Origin of the sequence: Corynebacterium sp. HMSC068G04 (genome assembly GCF_001814885.1) — a bacterium.
GTDB lineage: Bacteria > Actinomycetota > Actinomycetes > Mycobacteriales > Mycobacteriaceae > Corynebacterium > Corynebacterium hiratae.
In genome coordinates, this window is sequence record NZ_KV818336.1 from 40818 (window position 1) to 65077 (window position 24260).

Consider the following 24260-nt stretch of genomic DNA (forward strand, 5'->3'; position numbering starts at 1 on the left):
GGCAGTAAACGGCTGCCCGCTCACACCTGCCCCTTCCTATATCTCGACTACCGTGCGCCCATGGCGGGAGCCGGCGCGCAGCTCTTGAGCGGCAGTGGCGACATCGGCCAGCGGCACCGTTTCAGTAATAGAGTTCAGCATGGTGAGGTCGAGGTGTTCGTCGAGAAGCTGCCAGGCCGCCTCGCGCACCTCGCGGGGCGCATCGACGGAGTTACCGCCGGCCAGCACGATGCCGCGCAGGATGAATGGCAGCACCGAGGCAGGAAGGTCCGGACCAGCCGCCATACCGGTGGCCGCCACCACGCCGCCCCAGCGCACCTGCGCCAGCACGTTGGCCAAGACGGTGGAACCGGCGGTGTCAATGGCGCCGTCGTACAGCGCCTTCTGCAGCGGGCGGCCGGTCTCAGACAGCGCTGCACGGTCAAGCACGTGATCCGCGCCGAGTGAGGTGAGGTACTCCGACTGGGATTCCACGCGGCCGGTGACGGCGGTGACCTCGTAGCCGGAAGACTTGAGCAGCTGGACCGCGATGGAGCCCACGCCGCCGGTGGCACCGGTGACGAGGATATGGCCCTTCGTCGTGCCGTGCGTGCGCAGCTGGTTCACGCAGATAGCAGCGGTGTATCCGGCCGTGCCAATCGCGGCGGCATCGTGCGCGCTGAAGCGTTGAGGCACGGGGATGGTGGCTTCACCGTTGACGCGCTGGCGGGTGGTGTAGCCGCCATGGCGGAACTCGCCCAGGCCATCGCCGCAGGAGACGACAAGCTGGCCAGGGCTCAAGCGTGAATCGGACGTTTCCACCACGGTGCCCACCACATCGATGCCCGGGACGAGCGGATCGATGCGCATGACACCTTTATCGCCCTCCAGGGCCATGGCGTCTTTGTAATTGAGGGAGGAAAACTGCACATCCACGACCGTGTCACCTTCCCCGAGCAGGGGCTGCTCTTGGAACGAGTGCGTTACTCCGGAATCGGTGCGAGTGACAATCAGTGTGTTCATGGACACTATCGTACAGAGGATGTGAAGCAGTGTTTTCTGGCTACTGCTTCAGCCGATTGTCAGCGAAAACCACTAGGGTGAGGCGCATGACTGGGATAGAAGCTCAACGCCCGCGCAATCGGCTGCGGCCCGCGCCGGATCCGTATCGGCACCTGCTTCGTGATTCCCTCCTTGTCGCAGCCCTGTCCCTGGTGGTCGTGGTGTTGGCGACGGTGGGCAAGCCCTTCATGGACGTTCCCGGCGTGGTGGATGGTTCCGCGCACGCGGTGCGAAGGGTCAACCTGCAGCTCTTTGGCGGATTTGAGAACGCCTCCGTGTGGTACGGCGGGTGGACCGATCTCCTGGGGAATATTGCTCTCTTCATGCCGCTGGGAGCGGCGATTTACGTGGCCGGGCGCAACCGCGTCAGGATTCGCTGGGGCTTGGGCGGGACGATGCTCCTTGGGCTCGTGATCAGCTTGTGCATCGAAAGCGCCCAGTACATCTTTGCGCTGGGCTTTAGCGATATCGACGACCTCTTATACAACACGGTGGGTGCTGTCCTCGGCGCCGCACTCATGGCGCGCGTGGGACGCGAAGAGCAGATGAAGATTCTGCGCCGCCTCGGATTCCTGCTTGCGGTGGCAGCGGTGGTGCTCCTCGCCATGGCGACGCTGTAGTGCCTAGCTGGGCGTACGCACGAGCTTGGCGACGTCCCCCGCCACCCGCCGCGCATAGGGGGAGACACCGGTAATCGTGGCCGAGCCCGGGCCCGTCCACGAGCCATAGCCCACGGGGAAGAAGCCTTCCACCGTGGGCTTTCCTTTTGCCAGCAGCCCAGGGAAGGGGCGCAGCGCTGGGCGGAAGCCGGTGGCCCAGATGAGATCGCTGAAGCCTTCGCGGTTCAACTGGTCCAGCGAGGAGAACATGCCGGTGGCGCGCAGCAGCCCATTATCACGGGCCTTGAGCACCGGCGGGACCATGACGATGTCTCCTAGCTCACTTTCCGGCCCCGGGTCCGGCTCGCCCCGAAGTTTTGCCAGCATGCGCTGTCTGTTGCGGCTAAAGAGCACGCGCCCGTCGACATCATCCGGCATCCAGCGCGGCGGGTGCGTGGTAAACCACGTGGTGTCCACGCCCGCGAGAGCTAGCTCGGCGGCGATTTGGGCACCGGAGTTGCCCGCGCCGACAACGGCTACAGGATTGTTGTGGCCGCGCTCTAAGAAAGGACCGCACCCCGGGTAGCTCGCCGTGTGCCATTGGCGCCCCTGGAATTCACCGGGGTAGAAGGGGATGAACGGCGCGGACCAGGTGCCCGTCGCAGCCACGACGGTGCGGGAGCGGAACTCACCGTGGGTGGTGAAGAGGTGGAAGAGGGGGACGTCGTCAAGCACGCGCTCCACCGTCACCCCGTGCCGGACCGGCAGGTCATAGCGCTGCTCATAGCGGGTGAGGTAATCCACCACGTGGGAAGCCGGCGGGAAACCGGGATGGGCGGGCATGGGCCAGCCGGGCAGGGTGGAGGACTGGGCATCGCTAAAGAGCGTGAGTGAATCCCACACGTGCTGCCAGGCCCCGCCGGGGGAGGAGTTGGCGTCGAGGATGAGGAAATCGAGCTTCTGACGGCGCAAGTAATAGCTGGTGGCCAGGCCGGATTGGCCGCCACCCACCACGATGCAATCGTAGGTATGCATCTATTGGATGAGCTTTCGCTCACGGGCCGCGGAGACGGCCGCCGTGCGGGTTTCCACGCCGAGCTTTTGATAGACGTGGATGAGGTGGGTCTTGACCGTGGCTTCGGAGATGAAGAGCCGCTGGGCAATCTGCTTGTTGGAATCTCCCGTGGACAGCGCCTGCAGGATCTCCAGCTCGCGCGCGGACAGCGCGGTCTCCGGCTGCGCCAAGCGCTCCGCCAGGAGGTTGGTGACCTCAGGCGCCAAGGTCCGCTTTCCTGCGGCCGTGTCGAGCACCGCGGCGTGCAGGGTTTCCTCGGGGGCGTCCTTGAGCAGGTAACCCAGCGCGCCCGCCTCCACGGCGGCCAGGATATCCGCCTGCGTGTCATAGGTGGTCAGAATGAGCACCGGTGGACCGTCGAGCTCGCGCACGCGCCGAGTGGCGGCGATGCCGTCGACGTCCGGCATCTGGATATCGCAGACGACCACATCGATATGGGGAACATCAGCATCCGCCAGCTTTTCGACGGCCGAGCCATCGGAGCCTTCCAACACCACCACGATGTCGGGGAAGGCGTTAAGAATCGCGCGCAGCCCGGCGCGGACTACGGGGTGATCGTCGATGAGCATCACGTTGACCATTGCTGCTGCTTCCTGTTGGGATTCGCACCGCGAGTGCGGTGCCGGCGGGTGAAGATTCTACCTGGACGCTGCCGCCAACGCTGCGAACACGCTGCTCCAGGCCGGTCAGCCCGAAGCCCCGTGGTCCTTCGATGCCGCGGCCGTCATCGACGACATCGAGGATGATTCCATCCTCGAAAGAGCCCAGAGTGACCACGGCGCGGTCGGCATCGGCGTGTTTCATGACATTGGTGAGTCCTTCGCGCGCGGCGCGCAGGATGACGTGGGAAAACTCGGCGGGGACGTCGGCACTGCCGGTGAGCTTGAGCCCGAAGCGGGTGCGCAGCCCCAGGCCCTTAGCCTGGGCTTGGAGCTCATCCACAAGTGTGCGCAGTTCCGCGTCAATGGAGGAGGCAGGCGCCGCCAGCTCTTTGACGAAGCGCCGGGCCTCCGCCAGGTTGTCCTGGGCCACTTTTTCAATGAGCGCGAGCTGCTCGGTGACATCCTGTTGAGCGGAGGTGTTCTTGGCGGCGCGGCTGAGCAGGACGATGGAGGACAGCCCCTGCGCCACTGTGTCGTGGATTTCGCGGGAGAGCCGCTCCCGTTCCTCGAGGCGCCCGGCTTGGTGCTCGCTGGCCGCTAGCTCCTCCTGGGTCTCACGCAGCTGCTTGGCGACGGCCGCGTGGTGCGCCGCCTCCGCCTGAACCCGGCGGGCGGCGTGGTAGACGGCCACGGCAAAGCAGGTGCCGATGAACGGCCCGATGGCTGCGGCCGCGGTCCAGAATTGCGGGTGGATCCATGCGGGGACGAAGGCGGCGACGGCCCACAGCACCACGCTGGCGACGATTCCCGGCCAGAAGGGAAGCGCATGGATAAAGACGAAGACCAGCGGGAACTCGAGCCACATGAAGTCTTGGGCGTGCACCATAAGCCCGATCCACAGCAGGCACAGGGCGGCGAGCCACAGCGTGGTGGGGACGGGGCGGGTGATGGTGCGGGAGCCGAAGATGGCAAACCCCGTGTAGACCACTGCGAGTGCGATGGAGAGGCCGAGAGCGCGGGCGTCAAGGCGGTCATCGGCCCACGCGCGGAGCACGCCGAAGACGAGGAGAAAGCCGAACATGGCATGCAGTCCCACGGTCCACAGTTTGTTGCTCATCATCACGGCGCTCCAGCTTATCCTCTGGCTGGAGGAGGGGAATCAACCAACTGGTTGAGTGGAGGTTCAACTGGCTACTCGATTACTTTCTGCGCTGGCCACAGCAGGATTAAGAGTATGTTCCTGGCATTGAGAGAGATAGTCACCGCCCGCGGTCGGTTCTTCCTGATCGGCGGCGTCGTGGCTCTAATTACGTTGTTGCTCGTTATGTTGTCCGGCCTGACCCAAGGCCTGTCCAAGCAAAATACTTCCGCACTCGAGGCACTCGGGGAGCAGACTCCTTATGTGACCTTCTCGACGGAAGACCCGTCCTTCACCGAGTCGGAGATCTTCGCCGAGGATGTCCCCGCTTCTGGCATTCCGCTCGGTACTTCGCAGACCAAGCTTGAGGGCCACGGCGGCGTGGCGGTCTTCGGCCTGCCCGAAGGTACCCAGATCCCTGGCTCCAGCACCGTGATTCCGGAGGAGGGCATGGTCTTGAGCCAATCCATCGACGACGCCCTGAACGCGCCATCCCGGGGCACCCTCGGCGGCGTGGACCTGGACGTCAACGGGGTGGTCGAGGATGAGTATTACTCCCACTCCCCGGTGGTGTGGGTCTCTACTGAAACCTGGCAGCAGGTCTCCCATTCTCCTGAGGACATGGTGGGCGTAGCCGTGCTGTCCCAGGAGCCGACCGACACCTCCGTGTCCATGAGCAAGGCCCTGTCCGGCCTGCCGGCTTATAGCTCGGAGCGCGGTTCCCTGCTGACCATGCAGGCCTTCCTCTACGGAATCTCCGCGCTGGTCACCATCGCTTTTCTGAGCATCTGGACCATCCAGCGCACCCGCGACCTGTCCATCCTGCGCGCCCTTGGCGCAAGCGTGAAGTACCTGCTCAAGGATGCCATCGCGCAGGCTGCCATCATCCTGGCGATTGGCGTGGGGGTAGGCGCGCTCGTCGGCTGGCTGCTGGGCCTTGCCGCCCAAGGTGCCGTGCCCTTCGAGGTCTCCGCCATGACCGTCATCGTCCCCGCACTCGGCATTTGGCTGCTCGGCATCGCTGGTGCCTTCCTGGCCACCCGCCGCGTCTCCAAAATCAATCCGCTCGATGCCCTAGGAGGCAACGCCTAATGACTACCACTGCTTCTTCCCCTTCACTGTCCCTTCGCGACATCGTGGTGACCTACCCAGACGGCCAGTCCCGCACCACTGCACTCGACGGCGTCAGCTTGGACGTCAAACCCGGCGAGCTCACCGCCGTCATCGGCGAATCCGGGTCCGGCAAGTCCACCCTGCTGTCCGTAGCCGCCGGCCTCATCGAGCCGGACTCCGGCAGCGTGGAGCGAACCGGCTCCCGCGGCCTCATCTTCCAGCAGGCCAACCTGCTGGCCGCCCTGACGGCGCGCGAACAGCTGCTCATCATTGACCACATGGAGGGCCGCAAGCCGCGCCAGGATCGTGCCGATGAGCTGCTCAGCTTCGTGGGCTTGGAGGGCTTTGGCAACCGCCGGATGAACCAGCTTTCTGGCGGCCAGCGCCAGCGCGTCAACATTGCGCGCGCGCTCATGGGCCAGCCTTCCGTGCTGCTTGCCGACGAACCCACCTCTGCCCTCGACTCCAAGCTCTCCCGCGAGATTGCCAAGCTCCTGCGCGGTGTCACCGATGACTTCGATACCGCAACCCTGTTCATCACGCACGACCGCAGCCTGCTTGATTATGCCGACAACGTGGTTGAGGTCAAGGACGGAAAGCTTTCCGAATACTCTGAGCTAGCCGCGTAGGAAGCCTCTCATCTCTCACGTGTTCATACAAAGGGGTAGATTAAAGCCCCGTTATGATTCGACCCCGCAAGCCCCGAGTAAGCCCAACTGACTACCCGCGCATGCAGCAGTGGACCGCGCTGCACGCGCTCATGTTGAGCATCACCGTGGTGGCCTGCGGGGTCTTTATCGTCGCTGCCCGCAGAATCAAGGGAACCTCCCGCGAGGCGTTCATCCGCCGGATGGTGGGCTGGGCCTTGCTGGTGGCGGGCACTGCGTGGACGGTCATCTCCCTGGACCCGAAGCAATTCGATATCCGCGAGTCTTTGCCTTTGCACCTGTGCGATGTGCTGCGCCCGATTCTGGCGCTGGGCCTCATTACCGGCAATGAGCATGCCCTGACCCTGTCTTACTTCTGGGGCATCATCCTCAACCCGCAGGCCATTATCACCCCGGATGTCATCTACTATTTCTCCCCGCGCTGGCTGCGGTTTGGCACCTATTGGTTCTTCCACATCGTGGCCCTCGCCGTGCCCATGGCGCTGACCTTTGGCTTGGGTTACCGGCCGACGTGGAAGGGCTATCGCTTCGCCGTGAAGGTCACGCCGGTGTGGATGGCCACCGCCATGGCGGTCAATGCGAAGACCGACGGCAACTATGGCTTCCTGAACCACGCGCCGGGCAGCTCCTCCATCATCAACCTATTCGGCCCATGGCCTGGCTACATCGCAGTGGAAATCCTTGCCGTCGCAGCAGCATGGGCCGGGATGACGTGGCCGTGGGAGAACACCTCGCTGCGCCGCGGCACGGTGGCGGTGGGGCCACGCGGGCTCATGCGCAAGTCCGTCGGTACCGCGTCCGGGATCCTGCGCCGCGCCACGGTACGTTTTCGTAAATAGTGGTCCGAAAATCGCGAAATTCTAGGGCTTCGTTGCGAAAACGTACCAAGGTGGTGGCGGCCAGGTACAGATCGATCAAACAAGGTCCCAGATCTTCAAATTTCTGGGCGCTATTTGATCGAAACGTACTTAGCGGCGGAGCTAGCGCCGGGCCAAGGAGCTAGCGCTCGGCGTTGAGGAGCCGCGCGATGGCCCGCGGGATAGCCGCAGCGATCTGGGAGGCCGAACAGGGCGCGAAGCCCTCGGGGGTTTCGGCCGCGATGGCCGCCGCGTGCGTGTGGATAGCGCCGGCGTGGAGGACCTCGGCGATGACCCCGGCAGGTGACGCGGCGGGAGCGCTGGCGAAGAACTGGGCCATGACCGCGCCCAGAATGCCGGAGAGCACGTCCCCGGAGCCGGGGGTCGCGGCAAAAGAGTGACCGGCGTTGAAGGAATAGAGCGGCTGGCCTGGAGCGGTGACGCGGGTCAAGCGGCCTTTGAGCAAGATGATGCTGTCCAGCTCCTCGGCTAGCTCGTGGAGGGCGCAGCTCCAGCCATCAGACGCATCGGGAGCAGATCCGAAAGTGGCCTCGTAGAGGCGGCGGAACTCACCTTCATGCGGGGTGAGGATGGTCATCGGGTGTTCGGTGACTGTCTGGCGCAGGGAGGTATTGCGCGCTAGAAGTGTTAGGGCGTCGGCGTCGAGGATGGTGGGCAGTCCCTGCGCTAGCACCTTTCGCAGTTCGGTGGCCGCCGCGGCATCGGTACCGCGGCCAGGGCCCACGACCCAGGCTTGGGCTTGCCCGGCGGAGGACACATCGGAATGGCAGACCAGCTCGGGAAGCAGGGAGGTAATCGAGTTATCCCCGATGAAACGTACCATCGAGGGCGTGGCGCGCACCGCCGCGGTGGCGCAGAGGATCCCCGCACCCGGGTAGGTATCGCTTCCGGCAACCAGGGCGACGACCCCGCCGGAGTACTTATCGGAGCGCGCGCCTGGTGTGGGATCGGTGATGGGGCCAGTGCAGCCTACCGGCCAGGGGCGGGTAGCACGCCCGCCAGGAAGATCGAGTTCGCCCGATTGCCACGCATAGGGCGTCGGCACGGAGGGCTCGTGAGCGATGAATGCCGCTGGTTCATCGAGTTCGGCGAGGGTCTCAGCAAAAGAAGGCACGCCGGGCAAGAAGAGATCGGAGACCACAACCTGCCCGCATTCGGCGGCCAGCGCGTGGCCGAGGCGTGGCGAGCCAAAGGTGACGGTGACATCGGCGTTAACGGCATCCGCGGCGCAGACTCCCGTGTCGGCGTCGACGCCGGTGGGCATGTCGACGGCTAAAACCGCGGCCCCGGCAGCGGTGGTATCGCGGTAGAGGGACAGGGATGCATCGGAGAGGCCGCGAGCGGATCCGAGGCCAGCGATGGCGTCAATAAGCAGCGCGGTATCAGTAGGGACCTCGCCGGGAGAGAGGACCGTGCCGCCAGCACTGCGGAACGCAGCGAGGGCCTCCTCGTGGCAGCGCTCTGGAACCAAAGCATGGACCGTAACCCCGCGTGAAGCCAGCTCCGCCCCGGCGTAGAGCCCATCCCCGCCGTTGCCGCCGGAGCCAGCGAGAATGAGCACCGCGCCGGGGCGTGCCTCCAACATCACTGATGCGGTTTCTGCCACCGCCGCGGCGGCCAGCTTCATGAGCTGATCCTCATGAGACTGTTGTTCTAGCAGGCGCTTCTCAGCGGCACGGACAGTGGCGACGGTATAAGCAGGGCGCATAACCCACACCCTAGCGCGCGGGTTGGCAGGTAGGGCACCAGAAGAGGTTGCGGCCCTGCATGACCTGTTCCCGGATCTCGGTGCCGCACACGTAGCAGGGTTGCCCGGCGCGACGGTAGACATAGACCTCGCCGCCATGGTCATCTTTGCGGGGCTCGCGGCCCATGGCCTCCGGCGTATGGGCGGGGCGGACCGTGTCGATGCGGCCGCGTTCGACGCCGTAGTCCATGAGATCGACCAGATCAGACCAGATGGCATCGAACTCTGCTCGGTCGAGCTGGTTGCCGGGGATGAAGGGGGAGAGTTCTTGGCGGAATAGGGCTTCTGCGCGGTAGATATTGCCCACGCCAGCAAAGAGGCCTTGGTCCATGAGCATCGCGCCGATGCTGCGCCGCGAGGCATGCACGCGGGCCCATAGGGCATCCGGGTCGGCATCCTTGCGCAGCGGATCCTGGCCCACTTTCGCCACCTTGGCCTGGTATTCCTCCTCCGTAATGAGCGTGCAGAACTGCGGGCCGCGCAGATTCGCGGCTGTGGTGCCGTTATCGATGCGCAGCCGGATTTGGCCCCAGACATCGGCAGACGGCTCAAAGCGTAGGGAACCGATGAGGCCCAGATGGACGTAGATAACGTGGCGCGGGTTATCCGCATCGAAGTGCAGAAAGAGGTGCTTACCGAAGGCTTCGGCGAGTAAGAGGCGGGAGTCGTCGACAAGCGCGGCCTCCGTAGCGAACCGACCTTGGGGGCTGCTCACGGCCAGCGGCTTGTTACGGAAATCCGCATTGAGTGTCCGAGCAAGGCGGTGAATAACGTGTCCCTCAGGCATGTCAGGAAGTCTACGCGGGGGCTGTGCTGCTGTAGACTTTCCGGGTACTACCCGTTGAACGGAAGGGCCTAAATACTATGGGGCGCGCACTCGGTTTTGACCGTGAAAAATACATTGAACTGCAGTCGGAGCACATCAACGCTCGGCGCAAAGAAATCGGCGGGAAGCTTTACCTCGAGATGGGCGGCAAGCTTTTCGACGATATGCACGCCTCCCGCGTGCTGCCCGGTTTCACCCCGGATAACAAGATTGCGATGCTCGAGCGCATCAAGGATGACGTAGAAATCCTCGTCTGCATCAACGCCAAGGACATCGAGCGCCAAAAGATGCGCGGTGACCTGGGGATCCTCTACGAAGACGATGTGCTGCGGCTTGTCGACGTCTTCCGGGGCCGCGGATTCCTTGTCAATAACATCGTCATGACGCAGCTCGAGGACGGCAACAGCCAGGCGGAGGCCTTCATCGAGCGCCTCGAGCGCCTGGGGCTGACGGTGGCGCGCCACCGCGTCATCCCGGGCTACCCCGCCAACATCGACCTCATTGTCTCCGAGGACGGCCTGGGCAAGAACGACTACGTGGAGACCACCCGTGACCTCGTCGTGGTCACCGCGCCGGGGCCGGGCTCCGGCAAGCTGGCGACCGCGCTCTCGCAGGTCTACCACGAGAATCTGCGCGGCGTGCAGGCAGGCTACGCCAAGTTTGAAACCTTCCCCATCTGGAACCTGCCGCTTAATCACCCGGTGAACCTGGCCTATGAGGCGGCCACGGTGGATCTCAACGACGCCAACGTCATCGACCACTTCCACCTCTCCGCGCACGGCGAATCCACGGTGAACTATAACCGTGATGTCGAGGCTTTCCCGCTGCTGAAGTCCCTGCTGGAGCGGCTGACCGGCACCGTGCCCTACCAGTCCCCGACGGACATGGGCGTGAACATGGTGGGCTTCTGCATCACCGATGACGAAGTCTGCCGCGAGGCCTCCCAGCAGGAGATCATCCGCCGCTACTTCAAGACTTTGGTGGAGGAAGCCCGCAACGGCCTCGACACCACGCAGTCCGAGCGCGCCGCCGTGGTCATGGCGAAGGCCGGCATCAAGTCCACCGACCGTCCGGTTGTGCTCCCAGCACGTCAGAAGGCGGAAGAGACGCAAGGCCCGGCAGCCGCGCTGCAGCTTCACGACGGCACCATCATCACCGGCCGCACCTCCCCGTTGCTGGGCTGCTCCGCAGCCGCGCTGCTCAATGCGCTCAAGCACCTCGCTGGCATCGATGATGAGCTGCACTTGTTGTCCCCGGAATCCATCGAGCCCATCCAAACGTTGAAGACAAAGCACCTGGGCTCGCAGAACCCGCGCCTGCACACCGACGAGGTGCTTATCGCGCTGTCGGTATCGGCAGCGAAGGACGAGAATGCCCGCCGCGCGCTTGAGGCGCTCAAGGAGCTTCAGGGCTGTGACGTGCACACCACCACCATCTTGGGTTCGGTGGATGAGGGCATCTTCCGCAACCTGGGCGTCCTGGTGACCTCCGATCCGGTCTTTGCCCGCAAGAGCGCGCTGTACCAGAAGCGCTAAGACTTCGCCGAAAGATTGGGGATCTTGCCACTAGCAGGCCTAGACTTGCGGGCGTGACTATTGGCAAGATTCTCCTCTACTACTGCTTTACTCCCATCGAGGACCCCACCGCGATCATGCTGTGGCAGCGCTCCCTGTGCGAGAAGCTCGGGCTCAAGGGCCGCATCCTCATTTCGGAGCACGGCATCAACGGCACCGTGGGCGGGGACATGGATGCGTGCAAGCGCTACGTGCGCGAAACCCGTGAGTACCCGGGATTCAAGAAGATGGAGTTCAAGTGGTCCGAGGGCGGAGCGGAAGACTTTCCGCGCCTGTCGGTCAAGGTGCGCGATGAGATCGTGGCCTTCGGCGCGCCGGGCGAGCTCAAAGTGGACGAGAACGGTGTCATCGGCGGCGGTGTCCACCTCAAGCCCGAAGAGGTCAACAAGTTGGTGGAGGAGCGCGGTGAGGAGGTCGTCTTCTTCGATGGCCGCAACGCCATGGAGGCGGAAATCGGCAAATTCAAGAATGCCGTGGTGCCGGATGTGCGCACGACCCACGACTTCATCGCCGAACTCGAGTCTGGCAAGTATGACTGGATGAAGGATAAGCCCGTGGTCTCCTATTGCACGGGCGGCATCCGGTGCGAAATCCTCTCCGCGCTGATGAAGAACCGCGGCTTTAACGAGGTTTATCAGATTGACGGCGGCATTGTTCGCTATGGCGAAAAGTACGGCAACGATGGCCTGTGGGAAGGCTCGATGTACGTCTTTGACAAGCGCATGCACCACGAGTTTGGTCAGGGCCTAGAGGATCCAGGCTTTATTCAGCTGGGGCATTGCGTGCACTGTGGGAAGGGGACGAATACCTTCCACAATTGCATTAATGAGGACACGTGCCGCAAGCAGGTGCTCATCTGCGATGACTGTATCCAGCACGTGGAAACCCAGCACTGTGGGCGGCCGGACTGCGCCGAGGTGGCTGCCGCCCAAGCGCAGGGTTAGTTTTCAAGCACCGGGGCCAGCAGGATCTGGATATCGTTGATGCACCAGATCATGAAGTTGCCGGCCATGACCCAGAAAATCGCCATCCAACCGCGCCAGCGCACGTAGGCCTTGAGTTTGCGCACCATGATGACGGCGCAGCCGATCATGCCGATGAAGGGGATGATCAGCGTCGTCGTGGCGAACACCGTGCGCTGGGTCCTCGTGCAGAGCCAAGCTGCGTATTCGGCCTGAAGGCAGTCGGTCGTGGTTCCGAAGAACCTGAAGAATCCAGCGAGGAGGAGCGCGTACAGCGCCGAGCTCACAAGGATAGCCACCATAAACCACAGCGCCTGGCGCGAGGAGCGGCGGTTGGCCTCGGCGACGGCGAGGGGATCGGGTTCGTCGGCAAGCTCATCAAAGCTGCGGGGCTCGGGGCGAGGCAGGTTGGTATAGTCCGCGTCGGACGTGAGATCATTTTCGGGGTGCTCTGCTGCCATGCTGTGCAAGTCTAACGTGCTTCGGTGTCATAGGTGCTCGGGCAGACCAGGACTGGCACTCCCACGTGGGGGAGAAGTTCGGTGGCGGTGCTACCGATGAAGACGCGCTCGATCGGCCCCATGGGGGAGGAACCCAAGCAGAGCAGGTCGCCCTTTTTCCACTTGAGCGAATCTACCGCGCCGGCCCAGCCGTGACCGCTGCCGATGTCCGTCGTGACGGAAATCTCCGGGAAGACCTCTGCGATGAAATCGTGGGCGCGGTCCAACAACGAGAGCGAGTGCTCGCGCCAATTGGGGGCGTCGGAAGGAAAAGTGGGGGAGTATTCGAGGGGGACGTCGACCAGCCCCTTGGCGGAAAACGCCAGGATACGCAAGGGGATACCGCCGCGCTGCGCAATGCATGCCGCGTGCCGGAGGGCGGGATCGTCGGCGCGGCCAAGTTCGGTGAAGGCGAAATTGATGCGCGTCACCCCGTGCTTGGACAGCTTGATACCGCGCGGGGTGAGACCCACGGGAAGCGGCGAGTAGTGCAGCAGCGCATCGGCGGTAGAACCGGAGAAGAAACGGCCCTTGGGCGCGGACTGGTTGGCCCCGAGGAGGATGACGTGCGCGTTGAAATCCGTAGCCGCTTGCTCCAGCAGCTGCGGGCGGGACGGTCCTGCGATGAGAACGGAGACGTTCTTATCGAGCTGGGTCTTGCCCACTCCGGCTGCGTCCAAGGCCTGCTTAACGGCGCGTTCGCAGGTCGCGCGCTCCGCTTTGAACCACTTTTTATAGGAGCCGCTGAGCTTGCTGAGCGACGTCACGGTGAAGGGTTGCGAAATCGTGGATACTACCCGGATCTGAACGGGCGTGGAACGCGCGAGCCATGCGGCAAACTCGATGGCCTCGGTGCCCGTGGAGCTCGGGCTCCACGAGACGAGTACGCGAAGCGGCAAGATACGGTCTTCCGAGGAGGACTGTCCTTCCGCGGGATGTGAAGATTTCTTAGCCATTCATCAAAAGGATCGGGGTCGTTTCCTTCATTATCGACCCTTCACGCTTTAAAATAAAATCTGTTCTACCGGCGCTTTTTGGTCTATTTTCCGTCCATGGTGGGGCGGTACACATCCGCGAGTTTGGAAATCAGGTTGACCAAAGAATTGGCGTCCTTGATGTCCTCCGGTTCAAGCCAGCGCAGTATCTCGGCCAAAGCTGCCGCTCGCTGGCGAGAGACGATGGTCAGCTCGGATTCGCCGAGCTGGGTCAGAGCGACGAGAACACCGCGGCGGTCCTTTTCATCGCGGTGTCGTTCCACGAAGCCCTGGCGCTCCAATTGGTACAGTGCATTGGACGCGGTGGGCATCCGGATTAGCTCTGCTTGGGCGATGGTGCTGACACGAGAGGGCCCACGCAGGCGCAGCTGATTCATGATCGAGACCTGCGAGGTGGTTAGGGACGTGCCCTCCGTTGTGCGCTGGAAGATGAGCATGAGCTTATTGAGCGCGGGCTGGATCTGGCGGGCAACATCCAGGGCGTCCTCGTAGGGGATCGGGGATTCGATAGTTTCTTCACTCATGGAAAATAAGTGTAGCTACAAACCACTCTCGGCGGTAGTTAGCCGACTAAAAAATTAGGTTTTGCGTCGCGAAGTGCCCAGGGGGAGCCTAGATTGTTGACGCTGCCCGCACTACACTGTCCGGCGTGAATTCTCCGTCCAAGGCAGAGTCTGCAAAGACAAGGCCAGAAGTGGTCTACCGCAATGAAGTCTCCTATGAATGGGAGCGCGCGCAGCATCTGCGCGAGCTTCGCGCGGGGAAAGTGAAGCGCGAAGAACTGTGTGATGCTGATTTTCTCCTCCGCGCGGCGGCGGAGCATCACGGCGTTGACATGCAGAAGCCTTGCCCGGTGTGCGGAGAAGAGCTGCGACTGACCCGCTGGGTTTATGGCGACTCTTTAAAGCGCCGTGCGGGAAGCGCGCGCAGCGCGGCGGAAATTGCAGAAATGGCGGCCGAGGGACTGGAGTTTACAGTGCATTTCGTGGAAGTGTGCCCGGCATGCCGCTGGAATCATCTGCTTCGAGCGGCCACGGTCTATGCTCGAAGGTAGTTTTGGCTTCCCAGTTCACGCCGGTAAGCTGCATGTATTTACAGTTTCTGTACAGGATTGATGAGGACACGGATTAGTGACCGAGAAGGAAACCTCCGGGCGAAAGTCAGGTAATCGCAAGAAGAGCACCTCGCACAGGAGTAGGCGTTCGTCCGGCCGCACACGCCGCTGGCCGTGGATCGTGCTCGCTGTCTTATTCGTAATTGTCGGCATCCCCGCCTTACTCTTTGGATACGCGTATACGCAATACGACGTCCCCGAGCCCAAGGAGCTGCAGCCGAGCCAGATTTCCACGATTGTCGCCGGTGACGGCGAAACCCAGCTGGCCAAGCTAGTTCCACCGGAGGGTAACCGCCGCCAAGTAACTCTGGATGAGATCCCGGATTACGTTGAGGATTCTGTCCTCGCGGCTGAGGACCGCGAGTTCTGGACCAATTCGGGCTTTTCCTTTACAGGTCTGGGCCGTGCCGTCTTGGGCAAGCTCACCGGTGATGCTTCCGCCGGTGGTGGCTCGACGATTACTCAGCAGTATGTGAAGAATACTCTCGTTGGTGACGAGTATTCCTACGTCCGCAAGATTCGTGAGCTCATCTACTCGGTGAAAATGACCAACGAATGGTCCAAGGAGGACATCCTCAACGCCTACCTCAACACGGTCTACTTCGGCCGCAACGCGTATGGCATCGAGGCTGCATCCAATGCGTACTTTAATAAGGACGCCAAGGACCTCACTAAGGAAGAAGGCGCGCTGCTGGCGGGTGTTATCCAGTCCCCGTCCGTCCTTGATCCGTGGGTAGATGAGGAACGGTCCCAAGCTCGCTGGAACTACGTCATGGATGGCCTCGTTGAGATGGGTGACTTGGATCAGTCTGAACGCGATCAGCTCGTCTTCCCGGAGACCCGCGATCCGTCTGAGTATTCCGCGTATACCGAAGCGCCGGGTGCCTATGGTCACATCAAGAACCAGGTCATCGATGAGCTGTCCCGCGTGGGTATTACCGAAGACCAGCTGGCCACTGGCGGCCTTAAGGTGACCACCACCATTGACATGACCGTGCAGAACGCGTCGACCGACGCCGCTCATGCACAGCTTGCTGTGCTGCAAGAGGACGCCCGCGCCGCCGCCGTGACCATCGACCCTGCCACGGGCGCTGTACGCGGTTACTTCGGCGGCGATGATTCTAATGGTTGGGACTATGCCAACTCGCCGTTGCAGACCGGTTCGGTCTTTAAGATCATGGCGCTCGCTGCGGCCCTCCAGCAGGGTATCGACCTCAGTACGTATTACTCCTCTGCGCCGTACCAGCTACCAGGCTCTCAGATCGTTACCAACGTGGGCGGCGGCTGCGGCAGCTGCACCATCGCTGAGGCGCTGAAGAATTCTTATAACACGTCCTTCCTGCGCCTCCAGGATGACCTGGAAAACAAGATGCAGGACACCGCTGACATGGCGCACGCATTGGGCGTTGCTCGCAGCCTGCCGGGGATCGAGAAGACATTGACGGAGAACGGTGGCACGCCGTACGAGGGAGTCGTGCTGGGCCAGTACCAGTCCCGCCCGCTCGACATGGCGACGGCAATGGCGACCCTGACCAACCAGGGGGTGTGGCACCAGCCGCACTTCGTGCAGAAGGTGGAAAACGCCGCCGGCGAGGTTCTCTACGAGAACCCGACCGATGGCGGTGAGCGCCGCGTCTCCGCCAACGTGGCCAACAACGTGATCTCCGCGATGCAGCCGATTGCCGCATGGTCGAACGGTGCACTGGCCGGTGGACGTCCGTCGGCCTCCAAGACTGGTACCACACAGCTGGGTGATACGGGCACCAACAAAGATGCCTGGATGGTTGGTTCCACGCCACAGCTGGCTACAGCAGTGTGGGTAGGCACGGCCGATAACACCTCCGCGATCTTTAATCAGTGGGGCGGAATTATGTACGGCTCGGATGCACCGACGAAGATCTGGAAGTCCATCTTGGACACCTCTTTGGCCAACGTGGAGCAGCAGCCCTTCCCGCAGGCTTATCCGGTTCATTACGGCGTCGGCAGCTGGGGCTCGGGATATGTCTATGATCCGAGCCAGACCACCACGTGGAACCAGACGCCGGCAAGCCCGGAGAGCGACAGCACCGAGGGTGAAGAGGAAGCACCTGCCGAGGGCGGCGAGCACCACGACGAGGGTCAGGGCGGTAGCCCAGAGCAGCCGGCCCAGCCTGAGCAACCTGAGCAACCCGCTAACCCTGAAGTACCTTCGCTCGATGACATCCTTAATGGAGATGGCCTCGACCAACTGCTTGGCCAATAGGAGATTGATCCCCCGGTGAGCCATCACACTTCTTCGCAGCTTGTCCCACTCTCATCCGAATCGATGACCCGTGGCGCCGTCAATGCCCTCGGCGGGCCGACGGGGCGTTTCGCCCGCTCGTCCCACTCTGGTTGGTGGACGCCGCTGCGCGTCATCATCACGCTGGCGTGGACGTTCCTGGCGTTTGGATTCTTGAGTAAGGCAACCTGTGCGGGCAGCCGCCGGGGCGAGGACGGCCTCATCAGCCTGAACTGGGATGGCAACCGCCAGTACACGTCCTTTTGTTATAACGACATCGTGCCGCTCTATGGTGGGCGCGGCTTGGACCAACCTGGCTTTCCCTATGCCTACTCCTGGGTGGAGGGAGACCTCACGCGCTACATGGAATACCCCGTTCTGGCGGGCCTGTTCCAGGGCGTCGTCGGCTGGCTGGCGCGCACCACGTATCCGGCCGTCGAGTGGATTGGTATGGCCGAGGTCAGCTGGTACTTCGGGCTGACCACGCTCATCTTGTCCCTCGTGTGGGTCGGCACCGTGGTCATGGTATTCCAGCTCACGGGCAACCGGGCATGGGATACCGTTCTCATGGCGGCCAGCCCGCTCGTGGTTATCCACGCTTTCACCAACTGGGATATCCCGTCGGTAGCGTTCATGGTGGGCGCCCTTCTCGCAGTGAAGAAGCGCAAGAACTGGCTCGCCGGCATTCTCATTGGGCTCGGCACGGCATTCAAGCTGTGGCCTCTGTTTATCTTAGGCGCGTTTCTGGTGTTGGCCATCCGCCTCAAGCGCTGGGCGCCTTTCTTCAAGATGCTCGTGGCAACCGCCGCGACGTGGCTCGTGGTGAACCTTCCCGTGGCGCTGGCCTACCCCGAGGCCTGGCGCGAATTCTTCCGGCTCAATCAAGAACGCGGTGCCGAGTGGACCACGATCTATGCGCTCTTGAGCCGCGTCGCGGGCGTGAGTTTTGAGCCCGAATTCCTCAACACTTTCTCACTCGTGGCGTTTCTGGTGAGCTGCGGGGCGATTGCCATCCTGGGTCTCAAGGCGCCGCGCGCGCCGCGAGTAGCCGAAATGATCTACCTCATCATCATGGCCTTCCTCATTTTCAACAAGGTGTGGTCCCCGCAGTACTCCCTGTGGCTGGTCGTCCCGGCACTCCTGGCCCTTCCCAGGTGGCGGCTCATCTTTAGCTGGGCGCTTGCCGACGCCCTCCTCTGGCCCATCCTCACCTGGCACATGCTCGGCTCGGAAAATAAGGGTCTGCCGCACGAGATGCTCGATATCGCGGTGCTGACGCGCGATGGCTTCATCATTGCCATCGGTGTGCTCATCATCCGCCAGATGTGGGGCAAGTCTGAGGACAAGGTCCGCGCCGCTCATGGCGGCAGGGACCCGTTGGCGGGGGATTTTGCACGATGACTATCACCATCGTGGGCATCGTCTCCATCACGCTGGGCTTCCTTTGTGTGTTGAGCGCCTACTACCTGTTTCAGCGCTCTCAAGACCGCACCTGGCCGGTTGTGCTGGGCTTGCTGGCTTTGCTGTTTCTCACGGTGATCCCGGCGGGATCGGCGATCTTCGTCGCGGCGACCCACTAGCGGCAGCCGAGGAGATGGGGGATTTCCTTTTCCGCCGGTCAGTGCGGTACTGTGTGAGGGTTGCTTGACGCAACAGACCCTCCTGCCATATCCGCAAAGGTGATATGGCCGATACCAATTACTAGACCATAGGAGGTGATGAGGTCCGTGCGTCACTACGAAGTCATGATCATTCTGGATCCTAACCAGGATGAGCGCACCGTAACCCCGTCCCTAGACAAGTTCCTCGAAACGATCCGCAAGGATGGCGGCAAAGTCGAAAAGGTTGATGTGTGGGGCAAGCGCCGTCTTGCATACCCGATCAACAAGAAGGAAGAGGGCATCTACGCAGTCGTGGAGCTGGAGTGTGAATCCCACTCGGTTCTCGAGCTTGATCGCCGTCTGAACCTGAACGACTCCATTATGCGTACCAAGGTTCTGCGCACCGACAGCAAATAGCGGATACTGGGTTTCGAGCAATCCACGTAACCGATATTAAGGAGTAAAGACATGGCTCAGGGAGATACCAACATTACGGTTGTCGGCAACATTGTGGCCGACCCGGAACTGCGCTTCACCCCAGCGGGTGCCGCAGTGGCAAATTTCCGTGTTGCCTCCACCCCGCGTCGCTATAATCAGCAGACTTCCCAGTGGGAGGACGGCGAGGCCATGTTCCTCACCTGCAATGTGTGGCGCCAAGCCGCAGAAAACGTTGCGGAGACCTTGACCAAGGGCATGCGCGTTATCGTTACTGGCCGTTTGCGCCAGCGGTCTTACCAGACCCGTGAGGGCGAAAACCGCACTGTTTTTGAAATCGAGGTTGATGAGGTCGGCCCGTCCCTGCGTTATGCATCCGCACAGGTTAACCGCAAGTCCGGCAACGGCGGCGGCAACTATGGTGGCGGCCAGCAGCAGGGTGGTGCTAACTACGGCGGCGGCAACCAAGGTGGTTTCTCCGGAAACCAGGGCGGTTTCTCTGGAAACCAGTCCCAGTCCTCTGCCCCGCAGCAGTCTCAGCAGCAGTCGGCTCCGAGTAACGATCCGTGGAATTCTGCACCCCAAGCGGGAAGCTTTGGTGGTGCGGATGCAGAACCCCCGTTCTAAGACTGTCACGCAAGTATTCATTTAACTCAATTGAAAGGCAGGGATCATGAAGCTGATCCTCACCGCTGCCGTTGAGAACCTCGGCGCCCCCGGCGAAATTGTAGAGGTTAAGGACGGCTACGGACGTAACTACCTGCTTCCGCGCGGCCTGGCAATCGTTGCTACCCGCGGTGCTGAGAAGCAGATCGAGGGCATCAAGCGCGCCCAGGAAGCTCGCGCAATCCGCGACCTGGACCACGCACGCGAGATCCGTACCCAGCTGGAGGAGCTCAAGGACGTTAACGTCCCCGTGAAGACCTCCGAGTCCGGCAAGCTCTTCGGCTCCGTGTCCGCTGAGGACATCGTGAACGCCGTTGCCGCCGCTGGCGGCCCGAAGCTGGACAAGCGCATCGTTGTGCTGCCCAAGGGCCTGGTCAAGAAGACCGGCAACTACCAAGTCGAGCTGAAGCTGCACGCTGACGTTATCGGCAAGGTGAACTTCTCGGTCGTCGCTGCCTAAGAATTAAGGCGCACGACGGTCACCCTCCGTTCGCCCGCGTGTGAGGCGCGGTGCCGGTACGCAGGACGTGACCTTAAGACAACAGCAAGGCTTTAAGGCCGTGCTCCTTTCACTATGTGAGGTGGTGAGAGGAAGCACGGCCTTGCGCCGTTTTACGCGGGGTCGCCTTTTGGGGATCTAGCACCGCAGGAGGCAGGGAAACGTCGCCAAGCGCGGCCTGTGGATAACTCGCCCAGCCTGTGGATAAACCTGCGTTCAGTTAACGGTGAATTCACTCATGCCGCCATGTGTTAACCCGCTGGTAGCGGCAATATCGGGGTAATGCTCCTACTTTTCCACGGGATGTGTGCGTATTTTCACACCTCAAAAAACGTGCCTTGACCTGCAGGAATAATCTGCGCTGGTCACAGCGGTGCAAAGTTATCCACAGCCCTGACCTCTGGCTTTGTACGCCATGTCTTTGCTGACCTGGGAATTCCACAGCTCTCTGTGGATAACTGTGAGAGTTATGCCCAAGGGGTAGTGTCTTGACCCTCGGCTACACTGTTGTGTACTACGCGCGGTTGCCGCTTGGCACTGCATCGAAGCCTGGCCGTCCGGCGCGGAGAAGAGTGAGAACTTCAGGCACGGCCAGGGTGGGACTAATGAACGGTGGGATTGATGAGCAATGACTAATGCCAGTTTTGACGACGACCACGTTCCACCGCCGCCGGAGCCGGTAGAGGAGGAACCTCGCCGCTCTTACCGGCAGGAAGAACCGAAGCGCTACGGCGAATTTCGCCAGCCGCCCGCGGACCGCGAGGCCGAACAGGGCGTTCTCGGCGCCATGCTCCTGAGCCCGAATACAGTCATGGAGGTCATTGAGGAGCTGGAGCCGGAGGACTTCTACTATCCTGCGCACACGCTCATCTACCAAGCCATGATCGATCTTTACGCGGCGGGCACGGATATTGACGCGGTGATTGTCGCGGCCCGTCTCGATCGCTATAACAACCTCGAGCGCGTTGGCGGTGCGCCCTACCTGCATACCCTGCTGGCCACGGTGCCCACTGCGGCTAACGCCCGCTATTACGCGGAGATTGTCGCGGAGAAGGCGGTGCTGCGCAAGCTGGTGGACGCCGGAACCAGAGTCGTCCAACTCGGCTTCCAGGGCTCCGAAGACATGGAGATCGAGTCCGTGCTGGACCGCGCCCAGCAGGAAGTTTTCGCCGTGGCGCAGAAGAAGACGACTGAGGATTACCGTGCGCTGAGTGATCTCATCGACCCCACGATCGATGAGCTCGCCGCCCTGCAGCAAAACGGCGTGGAGTCCGGCGTGCCTACCGGTTTCATCGACCTCGACAACCTGACCAATGGCCTGCGTGCCGGCCAGATGATTATCGTCGCCGCCCGCCCTGGCGTGGGCAAGTCCACGCTGGCCATGGATTTCATGCGCTCGGCCTCTCTGCAGCACAACAAGACTTCTGTGGTTTTCTCCCTGGAGATGTCTGCCTCCGAGATCGTCATGCGCCTCTTGTCAGCGGAGGCGGAAGTGAAGCTGTCGGATATGCGCGGTGGCCGCGTGTCCACGGAGGATTGGGCCAAGATCGATGACACCCTCAACCGCATCCAGGATGCGCCCCTGTTCATCGATGATTCCCCGAACCTCACCATGATGGAGATCCGCTCGAAGGCCCGCCGTCTGAAGCAGCAGCACGGGCTCGACCTCATTGTGTTGGACTATATGCAGCTGATGTCTTCGGGCAAGAAGGTGGAGTCCCGCCAGCAAGAGGTCTCGGAGTTCTCGCGCCAGCTCAAGTTGCTGGCCAAGGAACTGGAAGTTCCGCTCATCGCTATTTCGCAGCTGAACCGTGGCCCGGAATCCCGTACCGATAAGAAGCCGCAGCTGGCGGATCTGCGTGAGTCCGGCTCGCTGGAGCAGGACGCCGATATGGTTATGCTGCTCTACCGCCCGGACTCGCAAGACCGCGATGATCCCCGCGCCGGTGAGGCGGATATCATCCTGGCCAAGCACCGTGGCGGCCCGATCGACACGGTGAAGGTGGCGCACCAGCTGCACTACTCCAAGTTCGTCAACATGGCGCACGGTTAAATTACAGGTCCACGACGGCGTTGGGGTCACCCAACCGTGGGCCGAGGATGACCAAGACCAGGAAGACCGCAGCCGCGGCGAGCGCCAGCCACCGCCACACGGGGAAGAAGCGCTCGCCGCACAGCCGGGCGAATGCCGCGCCGATGAGCGCGCCGATCGTATTGAAGATGAGGTCATCAATATCAGTGCGTCCGAGCGCGAAGGCATACTGGACTGTTTCCAGCGCCAAACTCAGCGCGAATCCCCACGCGGCCGTTGCCTTGATTGATCGGCACATGCTGAAGACGAGCATGCCGAAAGGAATGAAAAAGGCGGTATTGCCCGCATACTCAAAAAGCGGGCCAAACCAGGTGCCTCCGGAGAACTCATCAAGTGGCACCAAACGCAGGTCACGGACCCGCTGGTTCTCCGGCTTCCAAAGGTAGCCGATCTGGTAGAAGGGCTTAAGCGTGGTGAGCGCGGCCATGACCGCGACCCACGCGCCAAGGGCGATCCTATTGAGCAAGGGTCCTACCCTTGAATTCTGGCAGGGTCAGTGCCGCCGCAGCGGCGAGTCCGAAGGCCGCTGCGAACAGCACGAAGAGCCAGCCCGTGCCCGCCACCGCGATGAGCGGCGGAACGATAAGCGGCGCCAGGATGGAGGCGAGTCGGCCGAAGCCCGCGGCCGCACCAGTACCGCGCCCGCGCAGGGCGGTGGGGTAGAGCTCCGGGCCGATGGCGTACAGCGCGCCCCACGCGCCCAGGTTGAAGAAGGAGAGCAGGCAACCGGCCAGGATGATCATGGCCTCAGTGTTGGCGAAGCCAAAGAATCCGGCGGACAGGGCAGAGCCCACGAGGAAGGTCGCCAGGGTCGAGCGGCGTCCCCAGACCTCGATGAGCCAGGCCGCTGCGGCGTAGCCGGGCAGCTGGGCCAGGGTGATAATCAGCGTGAAGCTGAAGGACTTCACCAGGGAGAAACCGTCTGCGACAAGCAGCGACGGAATCCAAATGAAGGCGCCGTAGTAAGACAGGTTGACGCAGAACCAGATGGTCCACAGCGCCAGCGTGCGCCCGCGCAGGGATTTCGACCAGATGCTGGTGGCGGTGACATCTTCCTCGGAGTAGGTCGGTGCCGGGGTCGTGCGGTCGATGTCCGCCTCATCCACCTCGGCTTCAAAGGAGGCGACGATTTCTTCTGCTTCCTCGTGGCGGCCCTTCGACTCCAGGAAGCGTACTGATTCAGGCAAGTGAAGGCGCACATAGAGGGCATAGAGGGCGGGCACCATGCCGAGTGCTAGGGCCCAGCGCCAGCCGCTTTCCGACGCCCCCACGACGAACGTTCCAATTACCGCAGCGAGGATCCAGCCCACGGCCCAGAAGGCCTCCAGCAAGACCACCATGCGCCCGCGGACCTTGAGGGGTGCGAACTCGGAGATCAGCGTGGAGGCCACCGGCAGCTCGGCGCCGAGGCCAAGTCCGATGAAGAAGCGCAGGATGATGAGGAGTGTGAGGCCCGTTGCGAGGGCGGAGGCGCCCGTCGCGAGGCCGTAGACCAGCAGGGTTAGCGCAAAGATGTGGCGGCGGCCGAACTTATCGGCCAAGAGGCCGCCGAAGGTGGCACCCAAGGCCATGCCGATGAAACCCACGGACGCCAGCCACGAGGACTGGGTCGGCGTGATCCCCCAGTGCACGGCCAGAGCGGCCATGATGAAGGAGATGAGACCGACGTCCATGGCATCGAGCGCCCAGCCGATGCCGGAGCCGAAGAGGAGACGTTTGTGTTTTCCAGTGACGGGAAGGCGGTCGAGCCTCTCCGTGCGTGAGACAGAGCGATGATCAAGACGATTCATGCAGGCTAAGCTTACTCCGCGGGGGTAAAGCTTTTAAGTCGCAAAGAATTGGTCACCACAAAGACTGAGCTCAGAGCCATTGCCA

The 24260-nt window shown here is 62.3% G+C and carries 25 protein-coding genes; 14 read left to right on the forward strand and 11 right to left on the reverse strand.

Annotation, left to right across the window (positions count from 1 at the left end; genetic code table 11):
* Positions 1-36: 36 nt before the first annotated feature.
* The gene (locus HMPREF2993_RS08110) at positions 37-1002 is read right to left on the reverse strand and encodes an MDR family oxidoreductase (protein ID WP_046648775.1); all 966 of its coding nucleotides are present in this window, start codon (positions 1000-1002) and stop codon (positions 37-39) included.
* Between the two features lie 86 nt (positions 1003-1088).
* Between HMPREF2993_RS08110 and HMPREF2993_RS08115 the strand changes: the two genes are divergently transcribed.
* On the forward strand, positions 1089-1661 hold the full coding sequence (locus tag HMPREF2993_RS08115) for a VanZ family protein (RefSeq protein WP_070701866.1): 573 nt from the start codon (positions 1089-1091) through the stop codon (positions 1659-1661).
* Between the two features lie 3 nt (positions 1662-1664).
* Here the strand turns inward: HMPREF2993_RS08115 and HMPREF2993_RS08120 are convergent, their stop codons facing one another.
* Genes HMPREF2993_RS08120 through HMPREF2993_RS08130 form a run of 3 tightly spaced genes read right to left on the reverse strand, consistent with a single transcriptional unit; the run spans position 1665 to position 4437 of the window.
* A complete protein-coding gene (locus tag HMPREF2993_RS08120) occupies positions 1665-2675 on the reverse strand; it encodes an NAD(P)-binding domain-containing protein (protein ID WP_046648777.1) in 1011 nt (336 codons plus the stop codon).
* Positions 2676-3296, reverse strand: a complete 621-nt coding sequence (locus tag HMPREF2993_RS08125) for a response regulator (RefSeq protein ID WP_070701868.1) — start codon at positions 3294-3296, stop codon at positions 2676-2678. It abuts the gene before it with no gap.
* Positions 3232-4437, reverse strand: a complete 1206-nt coding sequence (locus tag HMPREF2993_RS08130; RefSeq protein ID WP_070701870.1) for a histidine kinase — start codon at positions 4435-4437, stop codon at positions 3232-3234. The genes HMPREF2993_RS08125 and HMPREF2993_RS08130 overlap by 65 nt, the downstream gene beginning before the upstream one ends.
* A gap of 114 nt (positions 4438-4551) precedes the next feature.
* On the opposite strand from HMPREF2993_RS08130, the gene HMPREF2993_RS08135 reads away from it, so the two are divergent.
* From HMPREF2993_RS08135 to HMPREF2993_RS08145, 3 genes are read left to right on the forward strand one after another with little or no spacing between them, the layout of a single operon-like run.
* Positions 4552-5547: an ABC transporter permease gene (locus tag HMPREF2993_RS08135; protein WP_070701872.1), complete on the forward strand. Its 996-nt coding sequence runs from the start codon at positions 4552-4554 to the stop codon at positions 5545-5547.
* Positions 5547-6197 carry an ABC transporter ATP-binding protein gene (locus HMPREF2993_RS08140; protein WP_070701874.1) on the forward strand — a complete coding sequence of 217 codons (651 nt, stop codon included), beginning with the start codon at positions 5547-5549 and terminating at the stop codon, positions 6195-6197. Before HMPREF2993_RS08135 ends, HMPREF2993_RS08140 begins: the two co-directional genes overlap by 1 nt.
* Positions 6198-6250: 53 nt before the next feature.
* Complete coding sequence (locus HMPREF2993_RS08145; RefSeq protein ID WP_070701876.1) at positions 6251-7075, forward strand: YwaF family protein; 825 nt, start codon at positions 6251-6253, stop codon at positions 7073-7075.
* Between the two features lie 160 nt (positions 7076-7235).
* On the opposite strand, the gene HMPREF2993_RS08150 is transcribed toward HMPREF2993_RS08145, so the two are convergent.
* Together HMPREF2993_RS08150 and HMPREF2993_RS08155 are read right to left on the reverse strand one after the other, a co-directional pair.
* Positions 7236-8822 carry an NAD(P)H-hydrate epimerase gene (locus HMPREF2993_RS08150; RefSeq protein WP_070701878.1) on the reverse strand — a complete coding sequence of 529 codons (1587 nt, stop codon included), beginning with the start codon at positions 8820-8822 and terminating at the stop codon, positions 7236-7238.
* Between the two features lie 10 nt (positions 8823-8832).
* On the reverse strand, positions 8833-9648 hold the full coding sequence (locus tag HMPREF2993_RS08155; RefSeq protein WP_070701879.1) for an Fpg/Nei family DNA glycosylase: 816 nt from the start codon (positions 9646-9648) through the stop codon (positions 8833-8835).
* Between the two features lie 77 nt (positions 9649-9725).
* Between HMPREF2993_RS08155 and HMPREF2993_RS08160 the strand changes: the two genes are divergently transcribed.
* Together HMPREF2993_RS08160 and HMPREF2993_RS08165 are read left to right on the forward strand one after the other, a co-directional pair.
* The gene (locus tag HMPREF2993_RS08160; RefSeq protein WP_070701880.1) at positions 9726-11222 is read left to right on the forward strand and encodes a DUF1846 domain-containing protein; all 1497 of its coding nucleotides are present in this window, start codon (positions 9726-9728) and stop codon (positions 11220-11222) included.
* A gap of 53 nt (positions 11223-11275) precedes the next feature.
* On the forward strand, positions 11276-12205 hold the full coding sequence (locus HMPREF2993_RS08165) for an oxygen-dependent tRNA uridine(34) hydroxylase TrhO (protein WP_070701883.1): 930 nt from the start codon (positions 11276-11278) through the stop codon (positions 12203-12205).
* On the opposite strand, the gene HMPREF2993_RS08170 is transcribed toward HMPREF2993_RS08165, so the two are convergent.
* The 3 genes from HMPREF2993_RS08170 to HMPREF2993_RS08180 form a co-directional block, all read right to left on the reverse strand.
* Positions 12202-12684, reverse strand: a complete 483-nt coding sequence (locus tag HMPREF2993_RS08170; RefSeq protein ID WP_070510178.1) for a hypothetical protein — start codon at positions 12682-12684, stop codon at positions 12202-12204. The two genes, HMPREF2993_RS08165 and HMPREF2993_RS08170, sit on opposite strands and share 4 nt — an antisense overlap.
* Before the next feature lie 11 nt (positions 12685-12695).
* Positions 12696-13679 (reverse strand): universal stress protein, encoded by a 984-nt coding sequence (locus tag HMPREF2993_RS08175; protein WP_070701886.1) that lies wholly within the window; start codon positions 13677-13679, stop codon positions 12696-12698.
* An 83-nt stretch (positions 13680-13762) separates the two neighbouring features.
* Positions 13763-14242, reverse strand: a complete 480-nt coding sequence (locus tag HMPREF2993_RS08180; protein ID WP_046648788.1) for a MarR family winged helix-turn-helix transcriptional regulator — start codon at positions 14240-14242, stop codon at positions 13763-13765.
* A gap of 170 nt (positions 14243-14412) precedes the next feature.
* Here HMPREF2993_RS08180 and HMPREF2993_RS08185 point away from each other — a divergent pair, with 170 nt between their 5' ends.
* From HMPREF2993_RS08185 to dnaB, 8 genes are all read left to right on the forward strand, one after another.
* The gene (locus HMPREF2993_RS08185) at positions 14413-14772 is read left to right on the forward strand and encodes a DUF5318 family protein (RefSeq protein WP_070701888.1); all 360 of its coding nucleotides are present in this window, start codon (positions 14413-14415) and stop codon (positions 14770-14772) included.
* A 76-nt stretch (positions 14773-14848) separates the two neighbouring features.
* Positions 14849-17074 carry a transglycosylase domain-containing protein gene (locus tag HMPREF2993_RS08190; protein ID WP_070701890.1) on the forward strand — a complete coding sequence of 742 codons (2226 nt, stop codon included), beginning with the start codon at positions 14849-14851 and terminating at the stop codon, positions 17072-17074.
* 63 nt (positions 17075-17137) lie between these two features.
* Positions 17138-18493, forward strand: coding sequence for a glycosyltransferase family 87 protein (locus HMPREF2993_RS08195; protein WP_070701901.1), 1356 nt, complete (start codon positions 17138-17140; stop codon positions 18491-18493).
* The gene (locus HMPREF2993_RS08200) at positions 18490-18672 is read left to right on the forward strand and encodes a hypothetical protein (protein ID WP_046648791.1); all 183 of its coding nucleotides are present in this window, start codon (positions 18490-18492) and stop codon (positions 18670-18672) included. Before HMPREF2993_RS08195 ends, HMPREF2993_RS08200 begins: the two co-directional genes overlap by 4 nt.
* A gap of 147 nt (positions 18673-18819) precedes the next feature.
* Complete coding sequence (rpsF, locus tag HMPREF2993_RS08205; protein WP_175973876.1) at positions 18820-19110, forward strand: 30S ribosomal protein S6; 291 nt, start codon at positions 18820-18822, stop codon at positions 19108-19110.
* Between the two features lie 51 nt (positions 19111-19161).
* Entirely contained in the window at positions 19162-19755 is a 594-nt protein-coding gene (locus tag HMPREF2993_RS08210; protein WP_046648793.1) for a single-stranded DNA-binding protein, read from the forward strand.
* Positions 19756-19801: 46 nt separating this feature from the next.
* Positions 19802-20254 carry a 50S ribosomal protein L9 gene (rplI, locus tag HMPREF2993_RS08215; protein WP_010187895.1) on the forward strand — a complete coding sequence of 151 codons (453 nt, stop codon included), beginning with the start codon at positions 19802-19804 and terminating at the stop codon, positions 20252-20254.
* 667 nt (positions 20255-20921) lie between these two features.
* Entirely contained in the window at positions 20922-22346 is a 1425-nt protein-coding gene (dnaB, locus tag HMPREF2993_RS08220) for a replicative DNA helicase (RefSeq protein ID WP_046648794.1), read from the forward strand.
* A 1-nt stretch (position 22347) separates the two neighbouring features.
* Here dnaB and HMPREF2993_RS08225 read toward each other — a convergent pair whose 3' ends face one another.
* Positions 22348-22851 carry a VanZ family protein gene (locus tag HMPREF2993_RS08225; protein ID WP_369816118.1) on the reverse strand — a complete coding sequence of 168 codons (504 nt, stop codon included), beginning with the start codon at positions 22849-22851 and terminating at the stop codon, positions 22348-22350.
* A complete protein-coding gene (locus tag HMPREF2993_RS08230) occupies positions 22841-24175 on the reverse strand; it encodes an MFS transporter (protein WP_070547012.1) in 1335 nt (444 codons plus the stop codon). The genes HMPREF2993_RS08225 and HMPREF2993_RS08230 overlap by 11 nt, the downstream gene beginning before the upstream one ends.
* Between the last annotated feature and the right edge of the window lie 85 nt (positions 24176-24260).